Source organism: Streptomyces subrutilus (genome assembly GCF_001746425.1).
Lineage (GTDB): Bacteria > Actinomycetota > Actinomycetes > Streptomycetales > Streptomycetaceae > Streptomyces > Streptomyces subrutilus_A.
Genome location: NZ_MEHK01000001.1, coordinates 4,244,685 through 4,270,004 on the forward strand (window position 1 = coordinate 4,244,685; position 25,320 = coordinate 4,270,004).

At 73.2% G+C, this 25,320-nt stretch carries 22 protein-coding genes; 14 read left to right on the forward strand and 8 right to left on the reverse strand.

The genetic code is table 11. The features are described 5' to 3' along the window. Positions 1-3: 3 nt before the first annotated feature. On the forward strand, positions 4-738 hold the full coding sequence (locus BGK67_RS20135; protein ID WP_069921389.1) for an enoyl-CoA hydratase family protein: 735 nt from the start codon (positions 4-6) through the stop codon (positions 736-738). After that, positions 735-1,442 (forward strand): TetR/AcrR family transcriptional regulator, encoded by a 708-nt coding sequence (locus BGK67_RS20140; RefSeq protein ID WP_079154287.1) that lies wholly within the window; start codon positions 735-737, stop codon positions 1,440-1,442. The genes BGK67_RS20135 and BGK67_RS20140 overlap by 4 nt, the downstream gene beginning before the upstream one ends. Before the next feature lie 94 nt (positions 1,443-1,536). Here BGK67_RS20140 and BGK67_RS20145 read toward each other — a convergent pair whose 3' ends face one another. Then, positions 1,537-2,643, reverse strand: coding sequence for a citrate synthase 2 (locus tag BGK67_RS20145; protein ID WP_069921390.1), 1,107 nt, complete (start codon positions 2,641-2,643; stop codon positions 1,537-1,539). A 200-nt stretch (positions 2,644-2,843) separates the two neighbouring features. Between BGK67_RS20145 and pdxH the strand changes: the two genes are divergently transcribed. Together pdxH and BGK67_RS20155 are read left to right on the forward strand one after the other, a co-directional pair. Then, on the forward strand, positions 2,844-3,515 hold the full coding sequence (pdxH, locus tag BGK67_RS20150) for a pyridoxamine 5'-phosphate oxidase (protein WP_079154288.1): 672 nt from the start codon (positions 2,844-2,846) through the stop codon (positions 3,513-3,515). Between the two features lie 470 nt (positions 3,516-3,985). Next, positions 3,986-5,332, forward strand: coding sequence for a PAS domain-containing protein (locus BGK67_RS20155; protein ID WP_069921392.1), 1,347 nt, complete (start codon positions 3,986-3,988; stop codon positions 5,330-5,332). Here the strand turns inward: BGK67_RS20155 and BGK67_RS20160 are convergent. Continuing rightward, on the reverse strand, positions 5,329-6,084 hold the full coding sequence (locus BGK67_RS20160; protein WP_069921393.1) for an SIS domain-containing protein: 756 nt from the start codon (positions 6,082-6,084) through the stop codon (positions 5,329-5,331). The genes BGK67_RS20155 and BGK67_RS20160 overlap by 4 nt on opposite strands. A 234-nt stretch (positions 6,085-6,318) precedes the next feature. On the opposite strand from BGK67_RS20160, the gene BGK67_RS20165 reads away from it, so the two are divergent. Continuing rightward, positions 6,319-7,011, forward strand: coding sequence for an iron-dependent transcriptional repressor DtxR (locus BGK67_RS20165; protein WP_069921394.1), 693 nt, complete (start codon positions 6,319-6,321; stop codon positions 7,009-7,011). A 324-nt stretch (positions 7,012-7,335) separates the two neighbouring features. After that, entirely contained in the window at positions 7,336-8,217 is an 882-nt protein-coding gene (locus tag BGK67_RS20170) for an alpha/beta fold hydrolase (protein ID WP_069921395.1), read from the forward strand. A 120-nt stretch (positions 8,218-8,337) separates the two neighbouring features. Here BGK67_RS20170 and BGK67_RS20175 read toward each other — a convergent pair whose 3' ends face one another. From BGK67_RS20175 to BGK67_RS20185, 3 genes are all read right to left on the reverse strand, one after another. Beyond that, the gene (locus BGK67_RS20175; RefSeq protein ID WP_069921396.1) at positions 8,338-9,984 is read right to left on the reverse strand and encodes a transporter; all 1,647 of its coding nucleotides are present in this window, start codon (positions 9,982-9,984) and stop codon (positions 8,338-8,340) included. After that, a complete protein-coding gene (locus BGK67_RS20180) occupies positions 9,981-10,826 on the reverse strand; it encodes an ABC transporter ATP-binding protein (protein ID WP_069921397.1) in 846 nt (281 codons plus the stop codon). The genes BGK67_RS20175 and BGK67_RS20180 overlap by 4 nt, the downstream gene beginning before the upstream one ends. A gap of 226 nt (positions 10,827-11,052) precedes the next feature. Further along, a complete protein-coding gene (locus BGK67_RS20185) occupies positions 11,053-11,721 on the reverse strand; it encodes a bifunctional DNA primase/polymerase (RefSeq protein WP_244291273.1) in 669 nt (222 codons plus the stop codon). A 232-nt stretch (positions 11,722-11,953) separates the two neighbouring features. On the opposite strand from BGK67_RS20185, the gene BGK67_RS20190 reads away from it, so the two are divergent. Together BGK67_RS20190 and BGK67_RS20195 are read left to right on the forward strand one after the other, a co-directional pair. Beyond that, positions 11,954-13,336 (forward strand): NsdA family TPR-like regulatory protein, encoded by a 1,383-nt coding sequence (locus BGK67_RS20190; protein WP_069921398.1) that lies wholly within the window; start codon positions 11,954-11,956, stop codon positions 13,334-13,336. A 114-nt stretch (positions 13,337-13,450) separates the two neighbouring features. Further along, on the forward strand, positions 13,451-14,791 hold the full coding sequence (locus BGK67_RS20195; protein WP_069921399.1) for a hypothetical protein: 1,341 nt from the start codon (positions 13,451-13,453) through the stop codon (positions 14,789-14,791). Positions 14,792-14,848: 57 nt separating this feature from the next. On the opposite strand, the gene BGK67_RS20200 is transcribed toward BGK67_RS20195, so the two are convergent. Then, on the reverse strand, positions 14,849-16,156 hold the full coding sequence (locus BGK67_RS20200; protein WP_069923991.1) for an ABC transporter substrate-binding protein: 1,308 nt from the start codon (positions 16,154-16,156) through the stop codon (positions 14,849-14,851). A 208-nt stretch (positions 16,157-16,364) separates the two neighbouring features. On the opposite strand from BGK67_RS20200, the gene BGK67_RS20205 reads away from it, so the two are divergent. Beyond that, entirely contained in the window at positions 16,365-16,811 is a 447-nt protein-coding gene (locus BGK67_RS20205; RefSeq protein WP_069921400.1) for an SCO4402 family protein, read from the forward strand. Between the two features lie 14 nt (positions 16,812-16,825). After that, on the forward strand, positions 16,826-17,707 hold the full coding sequence (gene purU, locus BGK67_RS20210; protein ID WP_069921401.1) for a formyltetrahydrofolate deformylase: 882 nt from the start codon (positions 16,826-16,828) through the stop codon (positions 17,705-17,707). 677 nt (positions 17,708-18,384) lie between these two features. On the opposite strand, the gene BGK67_RS20215 is transcribed toward purU, so the two are convergent. Next, positions 18,385-18,903 carry an EF-hand domain-containing protein gene (locus BGK67_RS20215; protein WP_069921402.1) on the reverse strand — a complete coding sequence of 173 codons (519 nt, stop codon included), beginning with the start codon at positions 18,901-18,903 and terminating at the stop codon, positions 18,385-18,387. 300 nt (positions 18,904-19,203) lie between these two features. Between BGK67_RS20215 and BGK67_RS20220 the strand changes: the two genes are divergently transcribed. Both BGK67_RS20220 and BGK67_RS20225 read left to right on the forward strand, forming a co-directional pair. Further along, positions 19,204-19,767, forward strand: a complete 564-nt coding sequence (locus tag BGK67_RS20220) for a sigma-70 family RNA polymerase sigma factor (RefSeq protein ID WP_069921403.1) — start codon at positions 19,204-19,206, stop codon at positions 19,765-19,767. Then, positions 19,764-21,011, forward strand: coding sequence for a maleylpyruvate isomerase N-terminal domain-containing protein (locus tag BGK67_RS20225; protein WP_069921404.1), 1,248 nt, complete (start codon positions 19,764-19,766; stop codon positions 21,009-21,011). Before BGK67_RS20220 ends, BGK67_RS20225 begins: the two co-directional genes overlap by 4 nt. 230 nt (positions 21,012-21,241) lie before the next feature. Here BGK67_RS20225 and BGK67_RS20230 read toward each other — a convergent pair whose 3' ends face one another. Then, a complete protein-coding gene (locus BGK67_RS20230) occupies positions 21,242-22,813 on the reverse strand; it encodes a class I adenylate-forming enzyme family protein (protein WP_069921405.1) in 1,572 nt (523 codons plus the stop codon). A gap of 136 nt (positions 22,814-22,949) precedes the next feature. Between BGK67_RS20230 and BGK67_RS20235 the strand changes: the two genes are divergently transcribed. Together BGK67_RS20235 and BGK67_RS20240 are read left to right on the forward strand one after the other, a co-directional pair. Next, entirely contained in the window at positions 22,950-24,164 is a 1,215-nt protein-coding gene (locus BGK67_RS20235; RefSeq protein WP_069921406.1) for an amidohydrolase family protein, read from the forward strand. Next, complete coding sequence (locus tag BGK67_RS20240) at positions 24,164-25,318, forward strand: acyl-CoA dehydrogenase (protein ID WP_069921407.1); 1,155 nt, start codon at positions 24,164-24,166, stop codon at positions 25,316-25,318. Before BGK67_RS20235 ends, BGK67_RS20240 begins: the two co-directional genes overlap by 1 nt. Positions 25,319-25,320 lie beyond the last annotated feature (2 nt).

Here is a 25,320-nt window from a genome sequence, read left to right on the forward strand (position 1 = left end):
GACATGCCACCCGTCCACGCCGCGCGAACGACCGGCGTAGCCGTCCTCACCCTGGACTCCCCGGCCAACCGCAACGCCCTCTCCGCCGACCTCGTCGCAGAGCTCCGCGCCGCGCTCGCCGACGCCGGGGCGGATCCGGCGGTCCGCGCCGTCCTGCTCACCCACACCGGCACCACCTTCTGCGCCGGGGCCGACCTCAAGTCCCCCTGCGCCCCGGCCGACTTCCTGGCCCTGCTCCGCCAGATCGCCGAACTGCCCAAGCCCGTCCTCGCCCGCGTCACCGGGCACGTCCGGGCCGGCGGCCTCGGCCTGCTCGGCGTCTGCGACATCGCCGCCGCCGGACCGCGGTCCACGTACGCCTTCACCGAGACCCACCTCGGCCTCGCGCCCGCCGTGATCTCCATGCCGCTGCTCCCGCGCCTGGACCCGCGCGCGGCCGCCCGCTACTTCCTGACCGCCGAGGCCTTCGACGCCGCCGAAGCCACCCGCATCGGCCTGCTCACGCTGCACGCCGAAGACGTGGACCAGGCTCTGGAGCCGGTGCTCGCCGGCCTGCGCAAGGCGTCCCCGCAGGGCCTGGCCGCCACCAAGGCGCTGACCGCCGCGGCCGTACGCGAGACCCTGGACCGCGACGGCTCGCGCCTGACGGAGCTGTCCGCGGAGCTCTTCGCCTCCGCCGAGGCCCGCGAGGGCATCACCGCCCGCTTCGAGCGCCGCACCCCGTCGTGGTCCCTGTGACGCGCGCGGCGCCCGGCGCGGCAACGGACGAGGCGACCCGCGAGACGAGCGCGGCAGCCGACGAGGCAACGTGGGCGAGCGCGGCAGCCGGCGCGCCGACGACGACGGCCCCCCCCCCCGCCCCGCCCGCCGGCCCCAAGCAGGCGCGCAGCCGGGTCACCCGCCGCCACCTCCTCGAGGCCGCCGTCTCCTGCCTCGCCGAACACGGCTGGGCGGGCTCCACCGTCGGCGTCGTCGCCGAGCGCGCCGGTGTCTCCCGCGGCGCGGCCCAGCACCACTTCCGCACCCGCGAGGACCTGTTCACCGCCGCCGTCGAGTACGTCGCCGAGGAGCGCTCCACCGCCCTGCGCGAGCTCTTCCAGGCCGGCCCGGCCGCCCGCCCCGCCGCGGTCGAGGCGCTCGTCGACCTGTACACCGGCACCCTCTTCCGGGCCGCGCTGCAGCTGTGGGTCGCCGCCTCCAACGAGGAGCAGCTGCGCCCCCGGGTCACCGAACTGGAGGCCCGGGTCGGCCGGGAGACCCACCGCATCGCCGTGGAACTGCTGGGCGCGGACGAGTCCGTGCCGGGCGTACGGGAGACCGTGCAGGGCCTCCTCGACATGGCGCGCGGGCTCGGCCTGGCCAACGTCCTCACGGACGACACGGCCCGCCGCGACCGCGTGGTCGCCCAGTGGGCCCGCATCCTCGACGCGGCCCTGGGCTGAGCCCGGGCGCGCGAAGGGCGCCGCACCCCGCCACGGGGGTACGGCGCCCTTCGCCTGTGCGGTCCGCCCGGTCCGCCCGGGTCCGTCCCGAGGATCAGGCCGTGCCGGCGATGTCGGCGTAGCCCTCGATGTCGCGCGGGTCGCGCCGGCCGGGGCCGATGTAGCGGGCCGACGGACGCACCAGGCGGCCCGTGCGCTTCTGCTCCAGGATGTGCGCGGACCAGCCGGCGGTCCGGGCACAACTGAACATCGACGTGAACATGTGCGCCGGGACCTCCGCGAAGTCCAGCATGATCGCGGCCCAGAACTCCACGTTGGTGGCCAGCACCCGGTCGGGGCGGCGTGCGTGCAGCTCCTCCAGCGCCGCCTTCTCCAGCGCGGCGGCCACCTCGTAGCGCGGCGCGTCCAGCTCCTTGGCCGTGCGCCGCAGCACGCGCGCACGCGGGTCCTCGGCGCGGTAGACGCGGTGCCCGAAGCCCATCAGCCGCTCGCCCTTGTCCAGGGCCTTCTTCACGTACGCCACGGCGTCGCCGGTGCGCTCGATCTCCTCGATCATGCCGAGCACCCGCGAGGGCGCCCCGCCGTGCAGCGGCCCGGACATCGCGCCGACGGCGCCCGACAGGGCCGCCGCCACGTCCGCGCCGGTGGAGGCGATGACGCGCGCGGTGAAGGTGGAGGCGTTCATGCCGTGCTCGGCGGCCGAGGTCCAGTAGGCGTCCACGGCCTTGACGTGCTTCGGGTCCGGCTCGCCCCGCCAGCGGATCATGAACCGCTCGACGACGGACTCCGCCTTGTCGATCTCCCGCTGCGGAACCATGGGCATGCCCTGGCCGCGGGCGGACTGGGCGACGTACGACAGGGCCATGACGGCCGCGCGGGCGAGGTCGTCGCGGGCGGTCCGCTCGTCGATGTCCAGGAGCGGTTTCAGACCCCACACGGGGGCGAGCATCGCGAGCGCGGACTGCACGTCGACCCGGATGTCACCGGAGTGGACGGGGATCGGGAAGGGCTCGGCGGCGGGCAGTCCGGGGTTGAACGCACCGTCGACCAGCAGGCCCCAGACGTTCCCGAAGGACACCTGCCCGACGAGGTCTTCGATGTCGACCCCGCGGTAGCGCAGCGCACCGCCTTCCTTGTCGGGTTCGGCGATCTCCGTCTCGAACGCGACGACCCCTTCGAGCCCGGGTACGAAGTCGGACATCAGGCGGCTCCTCAGATAGTGCGAACACGCGCGGCGCCCGGCGTGCTTCGCGGTCCGGCGCGGTCATCCCCGTTGATGCCCGGCGCGGCCGATGGTCACCCGCGCGGGGACCGTCGGACCGGCCCCAAGATTTTGTCCGTTCCCGCTGGACTGCGGAAGCGTGACATACGGCACACCCGCGGCAGGCGCACTGCGGCAGGATGGCCGGCGTGACCCATCAGGACCTTGATCCCTCCCTCATGCGCAAGCAGTACCGCTCCGAGATCGTCCCCGAGGACAGCCTCGCCGACGACCCCATGGACCAGTTCGCGCGATGGTTCCAGCAGGCCGCCGTCGCGCACGTCTTCGAGCCCAACGCGATGATCGTCTCGACCGCCACCGCCGACGGCCGCCCGAGTTCCCGCACGGTGCTGCTGAAGCAGTTCGACGCGCGGGGCTTCGTCTTCTACACCAATTACGGCTCCCGCAAGGGCCGCGAGATCGCCGAGAACCCGCACGTCGCCCTGCTGTTCCCCTGGCATCCCATCGCCCGCCAGGTCATCGTGACCGGCACGGCCACCCGGGTCGGCCGCGACGAGACGGCGGCGTACTTCCGCTCCCGCCCGCACGGCTCGCAGCTGGGCGCCTGGGCCAGCGACCAGTCGCAGGTGATCGCCTCGCGCGCCGAACTCGACCGCCGCTACGCGGAGCTGGAGCAGCGCTACCCGCAGGGCGAGCAGGTCCCGGTCCCGACGGAGTGGGGCGGCTACCGGGTCGTCCCCGGCGAGGTGGAGTTCTGGCAGGGCCACGAGAACCGCCTCCACGACCGCCTGCGGTACGTGAGGGACGGCGCGGACGCCGCCGAGTGGCGCGTCGAGCGGCTCTGCCCGTAGGCGGCGCGGCGGCGAAAGCCCGTGGGGCGCGCGGCGTCCGTACCGGCGGGGCCGGAAAAGCAGGCGACCCGCGGGCTCGGGTCCCTCCCCCTGCAGTGGGGAGGAGCCGGCCGGACGTACCGGCGAGCCCGCGGGTCGGGTGACTGCTTGGGATTGGCGCCTGGCGTTCCCGCCGGGCACCGCACTGGGTGCGTGCGACGACGGGCGCTTTAGCCCGCAGCCACCTCACGCGTCCGGTTTCCGTACATTTCGGGAACCACCTCCCTTCTCGTGTACGGCAGAGCCTAGGAGCCTGTCCGGTGGGGCACAAGCGGATATTTTCCGGACCCGCCCGAGAGCGCCGTCCGTCCCGCCGCGCCGCCCGAAACGGATCATTCCGGGGTATTCGGGGGAACGGGGTGTGGGCTGCGTCACGTTCCAGTTCAATGATCTGACGTGCCGCACACGCGAACACCTGCTGGGGGTACCAGGTGACTGCTTCCGGACGTGACGAGACCACCGACGACGATCTGCTCGCAGCGCTGCTCGACGGGATGGACGCCGCCCTGTGCGCGTTCGACTCCTACGGCGTGATCACCCACTGGAACCGCGAGGCCGAGCGGATCCTGGGCTGGACCGCCGCCGAGGCCGTGGGCCGCAAGGGCTTCGAAGGGTGGGCGGTACGGCCCGCCGACGCCCAGGACGTGCAGGAGCGGCTCCTGTCCGCCCAGTACGTGCCGGGCCGCCAGGTGCACGAGTTCGCGCTGCTGACCAAGGACGGCGGGCGCGTCCTCGTCCGCACCCAGTCCGCCGGGGTGCCCGGCGCGGACGGGAAACCGGCCGGGGTGTACTGCGCCTTCAGCGAGGTGCACGCGCAGATCGACCTGGAGCGCTCCATCGCGCTGAGCGAGGCCCTGCTCGAGGACGCCGCCTGGGGCGTCGTCCTCGTCGACGTCGACCTGCGCCCCGCCGTGGTCAACGCGCACGCCGCGCGCGCCCTCGGCGCCGGGCGCACCGCACTGCTCGGCCGCCCGCTCGGCGAACTGCTCCTCCAGGGCGTGGAGGAACTGGAGGGCGCCCTCCAACACGTGCTCGCCGAGGGGGCGCCGCCCGCCCCGGTGGAGCTGTGGGTGTCGGTGCGGACCCCGGAGGGGGCCCGGCGGCGGTGCCTGCGGTGCGGGTTCCTGCGGCTGGCCTCGCCGCTCGCGGAGGAGCCGGTGCCGCTCGGCGTCGGCTGGCTGTTCCAGGACGTCACCGAGGCCCGGCAGGCCCAGCTGGACACCGCGCAGCTGCGGTTCCGCGCCCACCAGCTGCACCGGGCGGGCCGGGCCGCCGCCGAGTGCGAGGACCCGGCCGAGGCGGCGGCCGTCCGCCTGGACTTCGCCCTCGCGGGCTTCGCCGAGCACGCGCTGCTGGACGTACTGGACCCCTCGGCCGGTCCCGAACGGCGCCGGCTCGTCCGCTCCGCCGTCTCCCCGCCCGAGCTGCCGGGGCCCGGGTCGATCCCCGTGCGGTACCAGGCCGGGCACCCGGCGCTCCAGGCGCTGGACCGGATCGGCTCGGTGCGCACGAGCGCTCCGCGCGGGGCGGCCGACCCGGAGTGGGCGCGGGCCCGCCACTGGCCCGAGGGCGCGGCGCACGTGCTGTGCACGGTGCTGCGCAGCCGGGGCCGGACCCTGGGAGCGGTGACCTTCGTACGGGGGCCCTCGCGGGCCGCGTTCGAGGGGCCGGACGCGGCGTACGCGGAAGAGGTCGCGGGCCGGATCGCCGCCGATCTGGACCTGGCGGCGGGGGCGGGGGGCCGGGCCCCGGGCGGGCCCCCGGCCGGCGGCGGCTAGTGGCGGAAGAAGATCCGGTCGCCGTACTCCTGCATCACGCGGCCGTTCCACTCGTGGCCGCCGTCGACGTTGCCCGAGCGCAGCAGCGGCGGCTCGATCCCGCGTGCGGCGAGCTCGCCGGCCGCCGCGGCCATGACCGCCTGCATGATCGCGCTGGTCACGACCGTGGAGGCGGGGGCGAAGGGCGCGTCGATGCCGTCGAGGCTCAGCTCCGCGTCGCCGACCGCGATCTTGCTGTCGAGGACCACGTCGCAGTGGTCCTTCAGGAAGGTGCCCGAGACGTGCCGAGGCTTGGTCCCGGTCGCGTACGCCACCGAGGTCACCCCGATCACCTTGAGGCCGATGGCGCGGGCGTTCATGGCCATCTCCACCGGCAGGGCGTTGCGCCCGGACAGGGAGATGATCACGAGCACGTCGCCGTCGGAGGCGGGGCTGCTGTCCAGGACGGCGCCGGCGAGGCCGTCGACCCGCTCCAGCGCACTGCCCAGCGTGGCGGGCATGACATCGACGCCGGCCGTGCCCGGGACGGCGAGGAAGTTCATCAGCGCCAGCCCGCCGGCCCGGTAGACCACGTCCTGGGCGGGCAGCGAGGAGTGCCCGGCGCCGAAGGCGAAGAGCCGGTTCCCGCGGGCCACGGCGTCGGCGACGAGGCTGCCGGCCTCGGCGATCCGCGCGGCCTCCTCGTCCCGCACCCGCTCCAGCAGGCCGATGGCGGCGTCGAAGAACTGACCGGCCAGCTTGCTCTCGCTCATACGCCGATGGCCTTCCGGGGGTCGGGTCGGGGTGACGGGGTGGGTCCGTGTCCGCCGCTCACCGTGCGGTCTGGACCAAGGGCGTGTCAATACGAACGTCAATCCCGGGGAAGATCTCCGCCGACATGTCGTGGAGATGTCCGGGAGAGGGCTTGACGCTCGGTACGGGACGGTTGTCCGCCCGATGCGTCAGAATTGGGGGCAGGGCCAGCGCACGCAATCCGAGGGGCACGAATGTCCGGACTGATCGACACCACGGAGATGTATCTCCGCACCATCCTTGAGCTGGAAGAGGAAGGTGTGGTCCCCATGCGCGCCCGTATCGCCGAGCGGCTCGACCAGAGCGGCCCGACGGTGAGCCAGACGGTGGCGCGGATGGAGCGGGACGGCCTGGTGGCCGTGGCCAGCGACCGGCACCTGGAGCTGACGGAGGAGGGGCGCCGGCTGGCGACGCGCGTGATGCGCAAGCACCGGCTGGCCGAGTGTCTGCTCGTCGACGTCATCGGCCTGGAGTGGGAGCAGGTGCACGCCGAGGCCTGCCGTTGGGAGCACGTGATGAGCGAGGCGGTGGAGCGGCGGGTGCTGGAGCTGCTGCGTCACCCGACCGAGTCGCCGTACGGCAACCCGATCCCGGGCCTGGAGGAGCTGGGGGAGAAGGCCGAGGCGGACCCGTTCCTGGAGGACGGCATGGTCAGCCTCTCCGAGCTGGACCCGGGTGTCGACGGCAAGACCGTGGTCGTGCGCCGGATCGGCGAGCCGATCCAGACGGACGCCCAGCTGATGTACACGCTGCGTCGGGCGGGCGTGCAGCCCGGCTCGGTGGTGAGCGTCACCGAGTCCCCGGGCGGGGTCCTCGTCGGCAGCGGCGGTGAAGCCGCCGAGCTGGACGCGGAGGTGGCCTCGCACGTGTTCGTGGCGAAGCGCTGATCCGTCTGATGCAGGCCTCTGGTTGAGACGTCTGCCTGATGCAGACGTCTGCTGTGGACGTTCGAGGGGTGGAAGTGGGCGGTCCCGGCGCCTTGCGGCGCCGGGACCGGTCCTCCCCATGTGACCTGGAGCCCCGAGCTCTCAAGGTCGTCCCCTTCGGACCGTCTTCCCCGAGCGGCCCGCCTCCCTGTTGAAAGGATCTCCATCGGCAGCGGCGGCCAATCCTTGAGCAAGGTCACTCGAAAGAGCGGTGTTGTCGGCGAGACGCCCGTTTTCGAATGCGGGTTCGATAGTCTGGCCGGGAGCGAAGGGGGTGCATCTGCGGTGGTACAGCGCATCGATGTGACAGGGGCCGATGGCGTACGCCTGGCCGCCTGGGAGTTCAGCGAAGCGGACGCCGCGGCCGCGGCCCAGCCCGCCGGGCCGGACCCCCGCCCCGCCGTGCTGTTACTCCACGGGCTCATGGGCCGCGCCTTCCACTGGTCCGGCACCGCCCGCTGGCTCGGCGAGCGCCACCGTGTGATCGCCCTGGACCAGCGCGGGCACGGCCAGAGCGACCGCCCGGCGCACGGTCCGTACACGCGCGAGGCCTTCGTGGCCGACGCGGAGGCCGTCGTCGAGCAGCTCGGCCTCGCCCCCGTGACCCTGATCGGCCACTCCATGGGCGCCCTGACCGCCTGGCAGCTCGCGGCCCGCCGCCCCGACCTGGTCGAAGCCGTGGTCATCTGCGACATGCGCGCCTCGGCGCTCGGCGAAGCCTCGCAGCAGGAGTGGGCGGACTGGTTCCACCGCTGGCCGCTGCCCTTCCCCACCCAGGACGCCGCCCGCCGCTGGTTCGGCGAGGACGACCCCCGGATGGAGCGCCCCGACCCGGGCCGCGGCGCCTTCTTCGCGGAGGTCATGCACGAGGCCCAGGACGGCTGGCGCCCGCTCTTCTCCCGCCGCCAGATGCTGCGGGCCCGCGAGACGTGGGTGCACGACGCCCACTGGGAGGAACTGGCCCAGGTCCGCTGCCCCACCCTGGTCGTCCGCGGTCTGGACGGCGAACTGGGCCGGGCGGAGGCCCAGGAGATGGTCCGAGTCCTCCCGGCCGGCCAGTACGCCGAAATCCCCGACGCGGGCCACTACCTCCACTACGACCAGCCGGCGGCTCTGCGAGCGGCCCTGGAGCCTTTCCTGGACGACGTGAAGGCGTCGCGGATCTGAGGGGGTGCTGGTCGGGGGCTTCGGGGGCGGGGGGGAGCCTGATCAGCCCCCACCGGAATCAGGCTCCCACCCGCCCCCGAAGCCCCCGACCAGCACCCCGCACCCCCACCCCCCTCTTCCCTACCCCTTGCTAACGGCCGCCAGGATCTCCGGCAGTCGCCGGGCCACCACCGGGGCCGCCAGGCGCAGGCCCGTCCACGTGGCCAGGGCGCCCCAGGCCACGCCCAGCGGGAGTACCAGCCAGCTCAGGCCCTGGTGGTCCGCCACGTTGAGCCAGATCGTCAGGGCGATCAACGGGGCGCACAGCAGGGCCGCCGCGAGCATGCCGCCGAGGATGCTCAGCCAGGCCAGGCCGGCCTGGCCCGGGGCGACGTTCTTGAACGCGCCCTCCGTCGGGATCGAGTACGGGTACCGTGCCGAGGCCAGCGCCCCCGTGCAGAGCATCGCGCCGAGCAGGGCCAGGGCCAGGCCCAGCGCCGCCGGGAAGTCGGACCAGTTGCCGACCAGGGCGGCCGTCACCACGGTCACGAAGACCGTGTACGGAACGGTGACCAGGGCCAGCGCGGCGGCCCGCCCGCGCAGTTCCACGTACGCGTCGTGCGTGGTGCCGAGGGTCTGGGCCACCATCCAGAACGCCGAGGTGTCCTGCCCGAACTGGTTGTACATCTGGATGCCGAGCATGCCGGCGCCGAAGCAGGCGAGGTACAGGGAGCCGGTGCCCTGGAGGGCGTTGAACACCGGGATGATCAATCCGATCGCCAGTGCCGTCACGATCGCCGACTTCGTCTTCGGGTCGCGGACGGCGTAGCGCAGGGTCCGCTGCATGACGGCGCCCGTCCGGCCGGCCGGCAGCAGCGACCAGAAGCCGCGCTCGGCGCGGTTCTTCTCCGGCTTGGCGGCGGCGATGGTCGAGCCGTCCGGGGCGACCATCAGCTTGGTCAGGCTGCGCTCCCAGAACCAGAGCAGTAGGGCCAGGGCGCCGAGGGTGAGGGCCAGTTGGGCGGCGGCTTGGCCGTACGAGCCCTTGCTCGCGGAGTCGACCATGCCGACGGCGGTCGCCGGCGGCAGCCACCGCAGCACCGCCTCGGCCGGTTCCAGCTGGGACAGTCCGCCGGTCTGGAACAGGCGCTGGCTGGCGAAGTTGGCCAGCTGTGCGCCCACCGCGATCAGCAGGCCGCTGAGCAGGGCCAGGTCCCGCCCCTTGCGGCTGGTCAGCAGCCGTACGTTGGCGGTGGCCACGGCGCGGGCGAGGGCCACGCAGCCCACGAGCAGCAGCGGGGCGGCCACCACCGCGGCTGCCACGCCTGCGGCGCCGCGGGCGACCGCTATCACCGAGCCGATCGCCAGGCACAGCGTGAACATCGGGCCGATGCCGACCAGCGAGGAGGCCAGCAGGGCCCGTACGAGAGGACGCGGGCGCAGCGGCAGCATGACCAGCCGGCTCGGGTCGAGGGTCTCGTCCCCGGTGGGGAAGAACAGCGGCATGCAGGTCCAGCCCAGCGCCAGGATCGCGGCCAGCAGTACGACGACCGTGCCCGCGTGGGCGTTGCCGTGCAGCATGGCCAGGCCGAGGGTGGTGAAGAAGCCGACCACGAGGGCGAACACCAGTGAGCTGATCCAGGCGGCCTTGCGCTTGGAGGAGCCCTTCAGCCCGTTGCGCAGCAACGAGAGCTTCAGCCGGACGAACACCGGGGTCAGCGAGGGCGCGGCGGAGGGGGCAGGCGAGGAGGGGGACGCGGCGGCGGCGGGGGAGGTGACGGCGGTCATCGTGCGTCCGCCGTCCCGGAGCCGCCGCCCAGCCAGTCCAGGGAGTCCCCGGCGGCGTCGCGGCCGTGGGCGCCGACCAGTTCGAGGAAGGCGGCCTGGAGGGAGGGCGCGGAGCCCCGTACGTCGGCCAGCGGGCCCGCGGCGCGGATGCGTCCGGCGGCCATGACGGCCACCCAGTCGCACAGCGACTCGACGAGCTCCATCACGTGGGAGGAGAAGACGACCGTGGCTCCGGACGCGGTGTAGCGTTCCAGCACTCCGCGGATGGTTTGCGCGGACACCGGGTCGACGCCCTCGAACGGCTCGTCGAGGAAGAGCACTTCGGGGTTGTGCAGGAGGGCGGCGGCCAGGCCGATCTTCTTGCGCATGCCGGTCGAGTAGTCCACGACCAGCTTGTGCTGCGAGCCCGCCAGGTCCAGGACGTCCAGCAGCTGCGTCGCCCGCTTGTCGGTCTCCTCGCCGGGCAGTCCCCGCAGCCGGCCCATGTAGCCGAGCAGTTCGCGTCCCGACAGCCGCTCGAAGAGGCGCAGGCCCTCCGGCAGTACGCCGATCCGGGACTTCACGTCGACCGGGTCCGCCCACACGTCGCGGCCGGCGACGAAGACCCGCCCCATGTCCGGGCGCAGCAGCCCGGTCACCATCGACAGCGTCGTCGTCTTGCCGGCGCCGTTCGGGCCGACCAGCCCGATGAACTTGCCCGCGGGCAGCTCCAGGTCGATCCCGGACACGGCCACCTGCTCGCCGAAGCGCTTCCAGAGGCCTTCCACCCGCACGGCGGACGGCGCGGGTCGCGCGCCACCCGTTCCGTACGTCCCACCCGTCGCATCAGCCTGGTCCGGCATGCGCCTGCCTCTCGTCACACGTCCCCGTTGGTCGTTCTTTCCTCACCATAGGAGGAGGGGGAGAGGCTTGAGCAGTTACTTATGTCATGAGTTCGCGGTCAGCTTTGTCCCGTCAACGTCGCAGGTGGGCGGCCTTCCAGGGGTCTTGCAGCAGCTTCCGGCGGCTTTCGGCCGCCCCTGCCCGCGGCCTGCCGGCGGCCTGCCCGCGGGCGCCCGGAGCCGCGGCTCAGCCCTGGCGCCGCTTGCGCTCGGCGGCGGCCTCGCTCCCGCACGCGTACGCCAGTGCGTCGATCAGCTCTTCGGTGTCGGGCAGCCAACGGTTCGCCGGGGTGGGCCGCCGCGCCCACTGGACCGAGCCCCGGCCGCCGAAGCGGGTGGGCGGGGCGGCCACGTACTCGCCCTCGCCCCGGGCGGTGAGGTCGATCGCCGACGGCGTCCAGCCCAGCTTGCGCACGAGGTCGGGCACCTTGGCCCCGGCCCCCGGCAGCACGAAGAAGAGCATCCGGTGGTCGGGCGTGAGGGTGACCGGCCCGAGGGTGCGCTCCATCCGCTCCAGCCGCGCGAGGGCGAGGAAGCCGGCCGTGTCCGGCACGTCGAGGACGTCGAACGTCCGGCCCGTGGGCATCAGGATGCAGGCCCCGGGGTGCCGGCCCCAGATCTGCCGGACGCGCACCGCGCTGCCGGTCGCCTGCGCCGCCCAGTCCTTCACCGCCGGGTGCGCACCCGGAGCGGGGCAGTCCGCCGCCCCGCAGGAGCACAGCTCCCGCCCGTCCCCCACCTCCAGCCAGGTGCCGGCGAAGACATCCCAGTGCCGTTCTTCCGCGTACCGCACGGCATGGTCCAGCAGCTGCTCGCCGCGCTGCTTGGGGATGGGTGCGGTCTCCGTGACTCCCATGGTCTCTTCCACGCCCATCACAACTCCGCGGGTCACCTCGGGTTACGGCCGTAAACCGGCCGGTGGGCGGAGCATCGATCCTGCATACGGGGCGCACCGATGCACGGGCGGGGGCGCGTAGGAGCCCGGGGCGCTGTTGCTGGGTAGCGACACGACGCAGAGCGGAAGATTCTCCGCACATCAGGCGGGAAGTGATCAATCCAACGATCACCCGCGGCCTCAGGGGGTTTTCATGGCAGCCAGGCCTCTCGTCGCCCGCCAGCCGAACGAACGGCTGCAGGCGCTCATCCAGGAAGCCGGGTGCTCCAACGCCGGGCTCGCCCGGCGGGTCAACATGTGCGGGGCGGAACACGGCCTCGATCTCCGCTACGACAAGACCTCCGTGGCCCGTTGGCTGCGCGGCCAGCAGCCGCGCGGCCGGGCGCCCGGCATCATCGCCGAGGCGCTCGGGCGCAAACTCGGCCGGACCGTCACCATCGACGAGATCGGCATGGCCAACGGCAAGAACCTCGCCTCGGGCGTCGGCCTGCAGTTCTCCCCGACCGTCATCGGCGCCATCGAGCAGGTCTGCGAGCTGTGGCGCAGCGACGTGGGCCGCCGTGACTTCCTGGCGGGCTCCAGCGTGGCCGCGTCCGCGCTCGTCGAGCCGAGCCGCGACTGGCTGATCACGGGCGCCGACCCGCAAGTGGCGCGCAGCGGCGGCTCGCGCGTGGGCATGTCCGACGTCGAGGCGGTGCGGGCGACGACGGAGGCCCTCAAGGAGCTCGACCACCGCTTCGGCAGCGGGCACGTGCGGCCGGTGGTCGTGCACTACCTGAACTCGGTGGTGTCCGGGCTGATCGGCGGCTCGTACCGGGAGCCCGTCGGGCGGGCGCTGTTCGGGGCGGTAGCGCGGCTGACGGAGCTCGCGGGCTACATGGCGGTGGACACGGGCCAGCCGGGCCTGGCCCAGCGCTACTACATCCAGGCGCTGCGGCTGGCGCAGGCGGCCGGTGACCGCTCGTACGGGGGCTACGTGCTCGCGGCGTCGATGAGCCACCTCGCCGCCGAGCTGGGCAACCCGCGGGAGATCGCGCAGTTGGCGCGGGCGGCGCAGGAGGGGACGCGGGGGCAGGTCACGCCGCGCGTGGAGGCCATGTTCTACGCGGCCGAGGCGCGCGGGCACGCGCTGCTCGGCGACAACCGGGCGACGGCGGTGCTGTCGTCGCGGGCCGTCACGGCGCTGGAGCGGGCGGAGCCGGAATCCGGTGACGACCCGGTGTGGATCCGCCACTTCGACCAGGCGTACCTGGCGGACGAACTGGCGCACTGCCACCGGGACCTGGGCCAGGCGGACGCGGCGGCCCGGCAGGCGTCGGAGGCGCTGCGGGGCCTCCCGGCGGGCAAGGCGCGCAGGCGGGCCATCGGGCTGCTGCTGCTGGCGGCGGCGCAGGTCCAGCAGCGGGAGGTCGAACAGGCCTGCCAGACGGCGTCCCAGGCGTCGGACCTGCTCTCGGACCTGCGCTCGACCCGGGGCGCGGAGTACCTGGACGACTTCCGGGCCCGCCTGGAGCCGTATGCGCAGGAGGCCTCGGTCCGCGAGTTCACGGCCCGTCTGGAGGCCCGTGTCGCTTAGTGGCGTGCCGAAGGGAGCGGGTGGGGTTGCCGGGTGGCCTCCCGGTCGCGGTGTGTCACCGGGTAGCGTGACCGACGGTTCCGTAGGTTCGGGCGAGTCGGAGAAGGAGACCCGGTGACGGAGAACGGACAGGGGAGCGCCCCCCAGCCGGGTGCCCCGTGGGGTCCGGAGCCCGCGTACGGCTACCCGCAGCAGCCGCGGCACGCGCAGCAGCAGCCGCACCAGGAGCAGCAGGCAGACCAGCAGCAGCCGCCGCAGGCGCCGCCGTCACAAGCGGCCCCCGGGCACGTGGTGGGCCCCGGGTACGAGGGGCCCGGCGATCCGCACGGCTATGGCTACCCGCCGCTGCCCGAGGCGGTCACCCAGTACATTCCGCCCGTCCCGGCTGCCCCCGCCCACGGGGAGGCCGCCACGCAGTACCTCCCGCCGGTGCCGGCGGCCCCCGCGGCCTCCGCGCACGAGGAGGCGGCGACGCAGTACCTCCCGCCGGTGCCGGCGGCGCCCGCGCACGAGGAGGCGGCCACGCAGTACCTCCCGCCCGTGCCCGCCGCCCCCGAGCACGGGGAGGCCGCGACGCAGTACATCCCGCCCGTGCCGTCCGGCCCCGCGGCCGCCGGACTCGAGCCGTTCGACGGGCTGTTCCGCGGCGACGGCTCCGCCGGGCACACCCAGCACCTCCCGCCGGTCCCGCCGCGCTCGTACCCGCCGCGCGGGCAGCACCCCGTGCCGCCACAGCAGCACCACCAGCCCCACCCGGCGGCGCAGCCGCACCAGAACCCGCAGTTCGCGCCGCCCCAGCCCCCGCCCCCGCCGCCGGAGTCCCCCCGCAAGGTGTCGCCCGCGATCATCGCCGCCGTGGTCATCGGCCTGGCCGTGGTCGGGCTGGGCGTCGGCTCGCTGCTCGGCGACGGCAAGCCGCAGAACAACGACCCGGCCGCGGTTCCCCCCGCGGCCACGGCGAGCGGCGGCTCGGCCGCGCCCGCCGGCGAGGCTCCCGTCGACCCGGGCCGGCCGCAGGCCGTCCAGCTGGACAAGCTCCTCGCGGACAGCAACGACAGCCGGGCCGCGGTGATCAAGGCCGTGGAGGACATCAAGAGCTGCAGCAACCTCGACCAGGCGGCCGCCGACCTGCGCGACGCGGCCCGTCAGCGCGAGGAGCTCGTCACCCGCCTCCAGGAGCTCAAGGTGGACCAGCTCCCCGACCACGCGAAGCTGGGCGCCTCCCTCACCAAGGCCTGGAAGGCGTCCGCGGCCGCCGACAACAGCTACGCCGCCTGGGCGGACGACGTCGCCGACGACAAGTGCAAGGACGGCAAGGCCAAGAACTCCGAGAACGCCGCCGCCGGCAACAAGGCGAGCGGCGAGGCGACGAAGGCCAAGGAGTCGGCCGCGGGCCTGTGGAACACCATCGCGGCCAAGTACGGGCTCACGAAGCGGGACAAGTCGCAGCTGTGAGCCGGAACTCCCTCCGGCGCCGGCTCTTCGGCGGTGCCGGGCCCGCGTCCCCCGCCGTCACGCCGCCCGGGGGCCCTGTTCCAGCGTCGCGGTCATGTCCATCGTCTGCTCGCCCTCCTGGGCGACGAGCCGGCCCGCCTGGACGACCTGGAAGGTGACCCGGCCGTTGACGATGCGGGGGAAGCCCGCGACGGCGCGCATGTCCTGGTAGCGCCAGCTCAGGTCCGGGGTGAGGCCGCCGGTGGTGACGCCCTCCGCCTGGTTGAGCGACCGCGTGACCTTGCGGGCGGTGATGTTCTCGTCCGGCTTGAAGCGCTTCACGACCTCGTTCAGCACGGTGTACGCGATCCAGGTGGTCTGCGTCCCGCTGTCGTCGGGGTCGACCCCGTCGTCGCCGAAGGCGTGGTCGGCGATCACCTTGCGCATCGGGTCCCAGAGGGGGTCGGCCGCCACCGGGTACCAGCTGGTCAGGAACGCGCCCTCGAAGGGGCTCTCCTTGCCGCCGGTGCGGTCCACCAGGGACTGGCTGACGCTGCCGAGGACCGAGGAGATCTGCGGCTTCTTGTTCTGGGAGTCGGCGCGGCGGAAGGCGTCGAAGAAGGTCTCGGTGCGCTCGCCGAGCACGGCGGTCACACAGCTCTTGGCCTTCTGCCTCGCCTTGTCCTTGCTGTCGGCGGCGGCGCTCGTGGTGGTGCCGGCGAGGGCCTCGCGGGCCTGCGTCGACAGGTCCGCGGAGTCCTCGGCGGCCCGGATGTCGGAGGCCTCGGCCATCTTGTTGGCCTTGAGCCCGGCGTTCAGCAGGATCGGCATCGAGTCGCCCGCGAGGGTGTCGGGGCGGACCAGCGCGACCTCGTCGCAGGCGCGTCCCAGCTGGTGGCCGGCGCCGGCCAGCAGGACGGGCTGGCCGCCGTTGACCGGGTAGGAGAGGACCGACTGGAACTCCTCGGAGGAGACCCCGTAGCCGCCGATGAACGGGATGCCCTCGGCCTCCAGCGGGGCCATGAAGGCACGTCCGTGCTGGCTGTAGGAGCCGACGACGGCGACGGCCTTCTCGTCGACGGCCTTGCGGGCGCAGTCGGCCGCGCCGCTGGGCGTGTTGTTCTCGTTGCAGGTCAGGACACGCAGCTTGCGCCCGCTCAGGCCGCCCTTGGCGTTGACCCAGCGCTCGTACGCCTTGGCCATGCCGGTCATTCCGGGCATGTTGGTCGCCTTGGTGCCCTCGGGTGCGAACGTCATGACCGTGAGGGTCTGCCCGGAACCCTCCGAGTCGCCCGGGAGCACCCCGCACCCGGCGACGAGACACGCACCGATCGCCGTGGCCAGGAAGGTGCGGGAGAGGGTCGCTGTGTGTCGCCAAGCGGTCATGTCCATGCACCATTCCGCTCCACGGGTAACTGAAGAGTGAGGGGTCCGCAACATCCGGTGACGTGCAAGTGAATTACCGGGGGGAATATCATCCTCCGGTTATTCACACGCGCCTGAAGATCGCGGAGAGCGGGAACGTACGATCGACGGCGTGACATTCGCCCAAGGTTCGAAGAACTCTTCCCGTCGCGGCGGCCGCTCCTCCACCATGGGCGGCATGCCCCTGAACGACATGCCGTGGTGGCGCTGGCGCAGCAACGTGCGCTCGGCGCTGCACATGCTCTCCGATCCGGCCTTCCACGAGGACACCTGGCTCGCCGGCGCCGAAGGGTACGGCGACGTCACCGACGCCGTGTACCGGCTCGTCGAGGACACCTGGCTCGACAGCTGGTCGGCGGAGAAGTACGTCGGCACGATCTTCCGGGACTCCCAGGAGGCGGCCCTGGTCGACCTCGCCGTGCTGCGCGTGCTCCGCATCATGCACCAGGTCGGCCCCGACGCGGCCGTCTCCGCCTACCTGGAGCACCACGCCTGGCCCGAGGCGGTGCGCGCCGCACGCGAGGCGCACGTACGGCTGGCCGCGGCTGACGGGGACGACCCCGACGTGCGGCCGCGGTCGCTGGAAGTGTTGAGGATCCTCACCCGCGCGGTGTGAAAGGCTATGCGGTCATGAGCGACCCGCAGCCCGAGGCACAGCCCCAGCCCCCGCAGTACGTCCTGACCATGTCCTGCCCCGACAAGCAGGGCATCGTGCACGCCGTGTCGAGTTACCTCTTCATGACCGGCTGCAACATCGTGGACAGCCAGCAGTTCGGAGACCGTGAGACCGGACTCTTCTTCATGCGGGTGCACTTCGAGGCCGAGCCCGCGGTGACCGTCGAGAAGCTGCGCGCCAGCTTCGCCGCGATCGGCGACTCGTTCAGGATGGACTGGCAGATCCACCGCTCCGACGAGCGCATGCGGATCATCCTGATGGTGTCGAAGTTCGGCCACTGCCTGAACGACCTGCTGTTCCGCTCGAGCATCGGCGCCCTGCCGGTCGAGATCGCGGCCGTGGTCTCCAACCACACGGACTTCGCGGAGCTGGTGGGCTCGTACGACATCCCGTTCGTGCACATCCCCGTGACGAAGGACACGAAGGCGGCGGCGGAGGCGCAGCTGCTGGAGCTCGTCCGCGCGGAGAACGTCGAGCTGGTCGTCCTCGCGCGGTACATGCAGGTGCTGTCCGACACCCTGTGCAAGGAGATGAGCGGCCGGATCATCAACATCCACCACTCGTTCCTGCCGAGCTTCAAGGGCGCGAAGCCGTACCACCAGGCGCACGCCCGGGGTGTGAAGCTGATCGGCGCGACCGCGCACTACGTGACGGCGGACCTCGACGAGGGGCCGATCATCGAGCAGGAGGTCGAGCGGGTGGGCCACGAGGTGACCCCCGACCAGCTGGTGGCGGTGGGCCGCGACGTGGAGTGCCAGGCGCTCGCGCGCGCGGTGAAGTGGCACAGCGAACACCGCGTCCTCCTCAACGGCTCCCGCACGGTCGTCTTCGCGTAGCCCTCCTGGGCACGGCGCGAGCAGCCCGTGCGCCGGGGCCGGCCAGGACGGGGGCGGGGTGGGGTGGGGTGTTGTCCGGGACGTAAAACGTGATTTGTTGGCGCGGCAGCAGCGGCCGCCAACGCAGCCCCGCCCAAGGCGCCATGAATCATGAGTCCCGGACAACACCCCACCCCGCCCCCGTCCCCACGCAGCCCCGGCCCAGCCCCGGCAGGGCAAGGCCCGCCCGCGAAGCCCCGGCAGGACACGCCCCAGCCCCGCAGGGGGTCAGGCCCGCCCCGGGCCGGGGACACCGCAGCCCCCGGCAGGGGCCAAGTCCCGCCCCGGCACGGGAAGAGGGCCCGCCCAAGCGAAGCCGCGGCACGGGCCAAGGCCCTCCGGCAGGGGCCCAGGCCGGCGCCCCGCGGCACGGGACAAGGCCCCCCCGTCAGGGGCCAAGGCCCGCCCCGGCACGGGAAGAAGGCCCGCCCAAGCGAAGCCCCCGGCACGGGACACCGCAGCCCGGGCACGGGAACAAGGCCCCCCGGCACGGGAGGAAGGCCCGCCCCGGCACGGGACACCGCAGCCCGGGCACGGGAACAAGGCCCCCCGGCACGGGAGCAAGGCCCGCCCCGGCAGGGGACACCGCGCCGCGCCGGCAAAGGGCACCCACCAGGCGGCCGAGCCCCCCGCAGGGGTCAGGCGTCGGGCGCCTCCACCCCGCAGTACGACGCGAACGCCGTCAGGATCTCCTCCTCCGAGATGCGGCCGTCGCCGTCCGTGTCGAGGGCGGCGGCCACCCGCGCGGCCAGCTCCGGCGCGGTGCCGAGGACGCGCAGGACGCGGGCCGCGGCCGCCGGGGTCGCGCCCGCGCCGTCCTCGTCCGCCACCGCGATAACGGCCCGCAGGAACGGCCGCGCGATCTCCGCGAACCGGTCCGGGTTGTCCCGCAGCCGCTTCGCCGCGCCGGTGATGAACTCCTCGCGGGACACCCGCTGGTCCCCGTCGACGTCCGCGATTCCGGCCATGCCCTGCCAGAACGCCTCGGCGCCGGCGAAGACGGTCTGGCCCTTGTCCGACCGGGCCGTGGTGCCGAATTCGGCCAGGACGGCCTTCGCGGCCGCGCTGAAGTCCTCCCGGTCGATATACCCGGACCCGTCCTGGTCGAAGGTGGCGAATCGGGCGGCGATCTTGCGCTCGTATTCTGCGCTGTCCATGTTCGGCGTTCCGCCTTCACGTGTGCGGTGGGTTCAGATCAAGACAAGGCAGGAGCGTAAGGCCTCGGTGGCCTGTGCGTTAAGCGAACCGGTCAAGGGCGCGAACGCATCGAACCCGCGCACGGGGAGCGCGGCGGGGCGCGTACACCTGTCCCCATGTGCCGCCGTCGTCACCACGGTTCACACACCGCCACGCCCCTATCACGGAGGGCTCACTTCCAGGGTGACCTTCCCGCAAAACGGGCGCGATGGGCCGGGTGCCCATTACATTCGATGCGTCGACACACGGCTGGGGGCACTATGCCTAAGGACGTATCACCGCGCTGGGACCGCCGCATGCAGCAACGCCTTGCCCGCGGCGAGGCCGCCGCGCTCGGTGAGCTGTACGACCGCTTCGCCTCGCTCGTGCACAGCCTGGCGCACCGCGTCCTGGGCGACGAGAAGGCCGCGGACCGGATCACCCGCGAGGTCTTCGGCTACATCTGGGAGAACCCGGACGCCTACGACCCCAAACAGGGCTCCATGCGCTCCTGGGTCGCCCGGATCACCCAGGGCCAGGCGGTGGCCCGGCTGCGCCAGGCCGAGCTGGGCCGCGGCTCGCGCGAGGAGCTCGAGCAGAAGGTCCGCAGTGCCAACGCCGCCGCCCGCGCGGACTACATCGTCACCTCCATGCCCGCGCCGCTGCGTGCCGCGCTCGAACTCGCGTATTTCAAAAGGCGCGACTACCGGCAGGCCGCCGCCGACCTCCAGATCAGCGAGGACGAGGCGCGCCGCCGGCTCAGGCTCGGGCTCCAGCTGCTGTCGACCGCCAACGCCCTCCCGCAGGAGGACTCCGCCCAGCCCGGATATGGAACGTCGCGATGAACGGCCCCGCCGAGTGGCCCGAGGACGGATACGAGCGCCCCGCGGGCCCGGCCCGGATACCGGGCCCGCGCGGCGCCGCCGACGACTTCGACCCGCGGCACGCGCCGCCGTTGCTGCCGCTGCCGCCGCCGGCCGCGGAACCGCCCTCGCACGCCGTGCTGAAGTCGCTGCTCGGCGCGTGGGCGCTGGCCGCGTGCTCCGCCGAGGAGACGCAGGCGGTGGAGGACCACCTCACCGAGTGCGCGCCCTGCGCGGAGGAGGCGCTGCGGCTGCGCGACGCGGTGGGGCTGCTGCACCCGGAGGAGAACCTCGACCTGGGGCCGCTGCTGCGCTCCCGGGTGCTGGAGGACTGCCTGGGCAAGCGGCCGGCCCGGATCCCGGTGCCGGTGTGGGCGAACCCGTACGACACCGAGACCGCGCGGCTCGACGCGCTGCTCCAGGACTTCGGGGACTCGGAGTGGCACACCCCGGTCCGGCTGAAGTGGTTCGAAGACGAGCGGCGCAAGACGCAGCGGACGACGGTGGCGGGCGTGATCGGGCACCTGCTGGCGGTGGACGGCCTGGTGGCCACCGCGCTGGGGCTGGACGATCCGCTGGGCAAGGAGGTGCGGCCGGGCGCCGGCCCGGCCGAACGGTCGGAGCACTTCTGGCAGGCGTCGGCGTACCCGACCACGCGGCAGGTCCGCGAGCCGTGGCGGGAGCAGGGGCACACGCTGGTGCGTACGGTCTCCTTCGCCGGGCGAGGTGTGGCGGAACTGGCGGTGGACTACGGCGGTTTCGCCCTTCCGCTCGGGGACGCGTTCCTGGAGCGGGCCTTCGAGTGCTGGGTGCACGCGTGGGACATCGCGGAGGCGGTGGACTACCCGTACGAGCCGCCGACCGGGCCGCACCTGCACCGGATGATCGACCTGGCGGCCCGCCTGCTCCCGGGCGCGCTGGCACAGCGCCGCCGTGCGGGCCTGGCGGCGCCGGCGCGGGGTCTGGTCGCGGCGGGTGCGCCGGGACGGACGCTGCACTTGGAGATCGAGGGCGCCGGCGGCGGCGGGTGGGACATCGCGCTGGACTCGCCGGGGGCCGTGCCGTCGGTCGAGCGGACGGTGGCGGAGATCGCGCTGGACCGCGTCGAGTTCTGCCAGCTGGCTGCCGGGCACATCTCCCCGGAGGAGGCGGCCGCGGGCCAGCACGGCGACCGCGAAGCCATCCGCGACGTCCTCTTCGCCGCCGCGTCCTTGAGCCGCATGTGACCTGCGGGCCGCCTGCTGGGGCTCCGCCCCAGACCCTCCCCCAGCCCCCGTCGGGGGGACCCCCGCGCCTCAAACGCCGGCCGGGCCGGAAGGTCAGCCCCGCCGGCGTTTGAGGCGCGGGGGTGCGGGGGCGGAGGCCCCGAAGCGGGGCCCGGGGCGGAGCCCCCGGGAAACGGAGAAAGGGCGGGGCGGGGAACGGCTCCGCGCAGCGGCACCCGCCCCCGCCACGGCTACGCGAAACGCTCCCTGAGCCGGTACTTCAGAACCTTCCGCAGCGCCTCGTTACGAGGCAGCGCATCCACCACCTCCAACCGCTCCGGCAGCTTGTGCGTCGCCAGCCCCGCCCCCCGCAGGTACGCCGTCACCTCCGCCAGGGTCGGCGGCGCGGCCGAACCCGCCGGCCGCTCCACCACCGCGCACACCCGCTCCCCCCGCTCCGCGTCCGGCAGCCCGATCACCGCCACGTCCGCGACCCCCGGCAGTTCGTGCAGCAGGTCCTCGATCTCCTTCGCCGAGATGTTCTCGCCCTTGCGGATGATGACGTCCTTGCTGCGCCCGGTCAGCACCAGGTACCCGTCCTCGGTGAGGTGCCCGAGGTCCCCGGTGATCAGGTAGCCCTCCGCGTCGAAGACCTCGGGCGCGCCCGGCGCCTGGTCCCGGTTGAGATACCCCTGGCAGACCGCCTCCCCCCGGAGCCGGACCTCCCCGTCCGTCCCCGCGGGCAGCGCCCCGCCGTCCGGGCCCGTGATGCGGATGGACATCCCGGCCGGGGGCCGGCCCTCGGTGGTGGCCAGGTGCTCCGCCGTGTCGTCCGGGGAGCCCATGGTGATCATCGGGACCTCGGTCATGCCGTAGCCGTGGGTCAGCTGGCAGCCCATCTCCCGCACGACGGCGTGGTAGATCTCCGGCGGCTTCGGCGCGCCGCCACCGGCGAGCAGCCGCAGGGTGGGAACGAGCTTCGTGGCGGGGTCCTTGCGCTGCTCGGCGAGGAACATGGAGTAGAAGGCCGTGGAGCCGCCGGCCACGGTGACCCCGTGGCGCCGGTAGCCGTCCAGCGCGTCGGGCATCGCGAACTTCTCGAAGAGGACCGCGGGGAAGCCGTACAGCAGCAGCATCACGGTGTAGTCGGGCCCGGCTATGTGCGCGAAGGGGAAGGCCATCGAGCCGACGTCGGCCGGAGTCAGGTGCAGGGCGTGCGCGAGGCAGGAGCCGCCCGCGATCAGCGAACGGTCGGTGTGCAGGACGCCCTTGGGGTCGGAGGTGGTGCCGGAGGTCCAGTAGATCCACCGGACATCGGTGCCGGAGGCGGGCGGCGGGGGCAGGACGGAGGGGTCGCCGTCCGGGAGGGCGGAGTACGCCTCGAAGACGCCGCGAGCGCCGAGCCGTTCGGCCATCGCGGGGTGGTCGAAGCCACGCCAGACGCCGGGGACGGCGAAGAACTCGGCTTTGGACTCGCGGAGCGCGAAGCCGACCTCCCGGTCCCGGTAGAAGGGGATCACGGGGGACTGGACGGCTCCGATCCGGGCGAGGGCGGCCGAGAGCAGGACGGTCTCGATGCGGGTGGGCAGCTGCCAGGCGACGACGGTGCCGGGGCGCACGCCCATGGCGTACAGGCCGGCGGCGGCCCGCTCGGAGCGGTCGCGCAGCTCCCCGAAGGTCAGCCGGCGGTCGTCGGCGGGGTGCTGTGCGGCCTCGATGAGGACGGTGGTGTCCGGGGTCAGGGCGGCGCGGCGGGCGATCAGTTCCCACAGGGTCGCGGACCGGCTCAGCTCCTTCGCGGTGCCGGTCGTCGTGTCCGTCATCCCAGACCTCCCATGGCTGCCCCAGTTAACTGACGGATAGTCAGATCAAGCGGAGAGCGTAGAGCGCCGGCGCTTGTCGGTCCAGGGGTGGCGGAGCTAGCTTGTTTCTGACGATCCATCAGATTGGGGAGACGGCATGGGACTGGAACTGCCACGGATCATCAGCGTCGACGACCACGTGATCGAGCCCGCGCACCTCTTCGACGTCTGGCTCCCGGCCAAGTACCGGGACCGCGGCCCCCAGCCGCTCACCGCGGGCATCGGCGAGCTGGAGTACACCGGCGGCAAGTACGTGATCACCATGGACCCCGACGGCCCGCCGACCGACTGGTGGATCTACGAGGACCTGCAGTTCCCGTACAAGCGCAACATCGCCGCCGTCGGATTCGACCGCGACGACATGACGCTGGAGGGGATCACGCGGGAGGAGATGCGCCGGGGCTGCTGGGACCCCAAGGCACGCCTGGCCGACATGGACCTCAACCACGTCGAGGCCTCGCTGTGCTTCCCGACCTTCCCCCGGTTCTGCGGCCAGACCTTCGCCGAGGCCCACGACAAGGAGGTCGCCCTCGCCTGCGTGCGCGCCTACAACGACTGGATGGTCGAGGAGTGGTGCGGGGACAGCGGCGGCCGGCTGATCCCGCTGTGCATCATCCCGCTGTGGGACATCGACCTGGCGGTCGCCGAGATCCGGCGCAACGCGGCCCGCGGCGTGCGCGCGGTGACCTTCTCCGAGATCCCGACCCACCTCGGGCTGCCGTCGATCCACTCCGGCTACTGGGACCCCTTCTTCGCCGTCTGCCAGGAGACCGGCACGGTGGTCAACATGCACATCGGGTCCAGCTCCCAGATGCCCGCCGCCTCCCCCGACGCGCCGCCCGCCGTCCAGGCCTCGCTCAGCTTCAACAACGCGATGGCCTCGATGATGGACTTCCTGTTCAGCGGGGTGCTGGTGAAGTTCCCGACGCTCAAGCTGGCCTACAGCGAGGGGCAGATGGGCTGGATCCCGTACGCCCTGGAGCGCGCCGACGACGTCTGGCAGGAGCACCGCGCCTGGGGCGGGGTCCGCGACCTGATCCCCGAGCCGCCGTCCACGTACTACTACCGGCAGATGTTCTGCTGCTTCTTCCGCGACAAGCACGGCATCGCCTCCCTCGACGTGGTGGGCCGGGACAACGCGACGTTCGAGACCGACTACCCGCACGTGGACTCGACCTTCCCGCACACCAAGGAGGTAGCCCTCGACCACGTGGGTGGCCTCGACGAGGAGACGGTCTACAAGCTGATGCGCGGCAACGCCATCCGCATGCTCGGCCTGGACCTCGACCGGGACCGGGTCGAGGGCCGCTGATGGACCTGGCCTACACGCAAGAGGAGCAGGAGTTCCGGGCGCGACTGCGCGCCTGGCTCGGCAAGGTGCTGCCCGAGCTGCCCGCCAGGCCCTCGCCGGACGACTGGCCCGGGCGGCGGGCGTACGACCTGGGCTGGCAGCGCAGGCTGTACGAGGCCGGTTACGCGGGCCTGCACTGGCCGGTGGACGCGGGCGGCCGCGGGGCCACCCCGACCCAGCACCTGATCTTCCTGGAGGAGACCGAGCGCGCGGGGGCCCCGTACGTCGGCGCCAACTTCGTCGGGCTGCTGCACGCCGGCCCGACCATCGCCGCCGAGGGGACGGCGCGGCAGCGGGCGCGCTGGCTGCCGCCGGTGCTGCGCGGCGAAGAGGTGTGGTGCCAGGGTTTCAGCGAGCCGGACGCCGGCTCCGACCTGGCCTCCCTGCGCACGCGAGCGGTCCGCGACGGCGACGCGTACGTGATCACGGGGTCGAAGATCTGGACCTCGCACGCGGAGGTCGCCGACTGGTGCGAACTGCTCGTACGGACGGACGCCGAGGCCCCCAAGCACCGCGGGATCTCCTGGCTGGCCATGCCCATGGACGCGCCGGGGGTGACCGTCCGGCCGCTGCGCACGCTGGCCGGGTCCACGGAGTTCGCGGAGGTGTTCCTGGACGAGGTGCGGGTGCCGGTCGCCAACCGGGTCGGGGCGGAGAACGACGGCTGGCGGGTCACCATGGTCACCCTGTCCTTCGAGCGGGGCACGGCCTTCGTCGGGGAGGTCGTCGCCTGCCGCCGGACCCTGGGCGAGCTGGCCCGTACGGCGAAGGCGAACGGGCGCTGGGACGACGCGGTGCTGCGGCGCCGGCTGGGGCGGCTGTACGGGGAGTTCGGCGCGCTGTGGCGGCTCACGCAGTGGAACGTGAGCGAGTCGGAGCGGTCGGGCGGGGTCCCCGGTATCGGCGGCTCCGTCTTCAAGCTGGCCTACTCGCACGCGCGGCAGGAGCTGTACGAGGTGGCGGCGCAGGTGCTGGGGCCGCTGTCCCTGTCGCTGGAGGAGGAGTGGACGCTGGACCGGCTCTCCTCGCTCTCCTACACGATCGCGGCGGGCACCTCGCAGATCCAGCGGAACATCGTCGCCGAGCGGATCCTCGGCCTCCCGAAGGGCCGGTGAGG

Bases quoted from the DNA above. Each gene is read 5' to 3' on its own strand.
- BGK67_RS20135 (WP_069921389.1), top strand. From the start codon at position 4: ATGCCACCCGTCCACGCCGCGCGAACGACCGGCGTAGCCGTCCTCACC.
- BGK67_RS20145 (WP_069921390.1), bottom strand. From the start codon at position 2,643: ATGTCCGACTTCGTACCCGGGCTCGAAGGGGTCGTCGCGTTCGAGACG.
- pdxH (WP_079154288.1), top strand. From the start codon at position 2,844: ATGGCCGGCGTGACCCATCAGGACCTTGATCCCTCCCTCATGCGCAAG.
- BGK67_RS20160 (WP_069921393.1), bottom strand. From the start codon at position 6,084: ATGAGCGAGAGCAAGCTGGCCGGTCAGTTCTTCGACGCCGCCATCGGC.
- BGK67_RS20165 (WP_069921394.1), top strand. From the start codon at position 6,319: ATGTCCGGACTGATCGACACCACGGAGATGTATCTCCGCACCATCCTT.
- BGK67_RS20175 (WP_069921396.1), bottom strand. From the start codon at position 9,984: ATGACCGCCGTCACCTCCCCCGCCGCCGCCGCGTCCCCCTCCTCGCCT.
- BGK67_RS20180 (WP_069921397.1), bottom strand. From the start codon at position 10,826: ATGCCGGACCAGGCTGATGCGACGGGTGGGACGTACGGAACGGGTGGC.
- BGK67_RS20185 (WP_244291273.1), bottom strand. From the start codon at position 11,721: ATGGGAGTCACGGAGACCGCACCCATCCCCAAGCAGCGCGGCGAGCAG.
- BGK67_RS20190 (WP_069921398.1), top strand. From the start codon at position 11,954: ATGGCAGCCAGGCCTCTCGTCGCCCGCCAGCCGAACGAACGGCTGCAG.
- BGK67_RS20200 (WP_069923991.1), bottom strand. From the start codon at position 16,156: ATGACCGCTTGGCGACACACAGCGACCCTCTCCCGCACCTTCCTGGCC.
- BGK67_RS20205 (WP_069921400.1), top strand. From the start codon at position 16,365: ATGGGCGGCATGCCCCTGAACGACATGCCGTGGTGGCGCTGGCGCAGC.
- purU (WP_069921401.1), top strand. From the start codon at position 16,826: ATGAGCGACCCGCAGCCCGAGGCACAGCCCCAGCCCCCGCAGTACGTC.
- BGK67_RS20215 (WP_069921402.1), bottom strand. From the start codon at position 18,903: ATGGACAGCGCAGAATACGAGCGCAAGATCGCCGCCCGATTCGCCACC.
- BGK67_RS20220 (WP_069921403.1), top strand. From the start codon at position 19,204: ATGCCTAAGGACGTATCACCGCGCTGGGACCGCCGCATGCAGCAACGC.
- BGK67_RS20225 (WP_069921404.1), top strand. From the start codon at position 19,764: ATGAACGGCCCCGCCGAGTGGCCCGAGGACGGATACGAGCGCCCCGCG.
- BGK67_RS20230 (WP_069921405.1), bottom strand. From the start codon at position 22,813: ATGACGGACACGACGACCGGCACCGCGAAGGAGCTGAGCCGGTCCGCG.
- BGK67_RS20235 (WP_069921406.1), top strand. From the start codon at position 22,950: ATGGGACTGGAACTGCCACGGATCATCAGCGTCGACGACCACGTGATC.
- BGK67_RS20240 (WP_069921407.1), top strand. From the start codon at position 24,164: ATGGACCTGGCCTACACGCAAGAGGAGCAGGAGTTCCGGGCGCGACTG.